1 protein-coding gene is annotated in these 786 nt (G+C 37.9%); it reads right to left on the bottom strand.

Features of this window, described 5'->3' with window-relative positions; translation table 11 throughout:
• Nucleotides 1-398: 398 nt before the first annotated feature.
• A partial coding sequence (locus CLOSYM_RS23185) for a hypothetical protein (RefSeq protein ID WP_207638258.1) occupies nt 399-786 on the bottom strand: 388 nt, incomplete at its 5' end.

Below are 786 nucleotides of genomic sequence, written 5' to 3'. Positions count from 1 at the left end.
TTCTATAACTCCGGTACTTGGAGTAATTTGAGTAGTACCGGATTATCCAAAACTACTACTGGTACTATTACGTACAATAGTAGCGATATAGGAGTCTCTAGAGGTACCGACGGATATACTATGGTTAGAACCAACCAAACTGTTGATGTAACTAACTACAATTATTTGAAAGTTTTATCGATAAATAGTAACACTGTTAGGTTTCGTTCCGGTATCGATAAAACTGCGTCAGTAGACTACAATGAGGGATTAGTCAACTGTTCCGATGCGGTATATGGCGGTAGTGTTGCCACATGCGATATATCGAGTCACAGTGGTTATTATTACTTATATATATGGGTGTATGGCACTGGTAGCATAACCCAAATATATTTGTCTAAACGGTAATCGGTAGTGAATTATGTCTTCGATAGGTATAACTTAGTTAACAGTGAATCTACAATGGCATCGCCACCACGCAAGTAGATATAATAGTATCCAGTATAGGATGATATATCGAGTATTGCAGTTCCCGAACCGCCTGAACCATTAATAGCGATATATTTAAGTAACCCATTAAGAGTATTTGATGATGGGTTAGTTCCTATTCCTAAGTAACTATACATACCGCTTGAAAAAGTTGCTTTTAAATAATTATAATTTGTCAAATCAACGGTTTGGTTAGTTCTGCACATCGCAGATTCGCCGGTATACTGCAACGCTATATAGTTATTACTTACGACAATACTGCCGCCGGAGGTTGTTTTCGTAACTCCGGTACTACTCAAATTACTCCAAGTACCGGAG

Source organism: [Clostridium] symbiosum ATCC 14940, from assembly GCF_000466485.1.
GTDB lineage: Bacteria > Bacillota > Clostridia > Lachnospirales > Lachnospiraceae > Otoolea > Otoolea symbiosa.
This window is presented reverse-complemented; position numbering and strand designations above follow the sequence as displayed.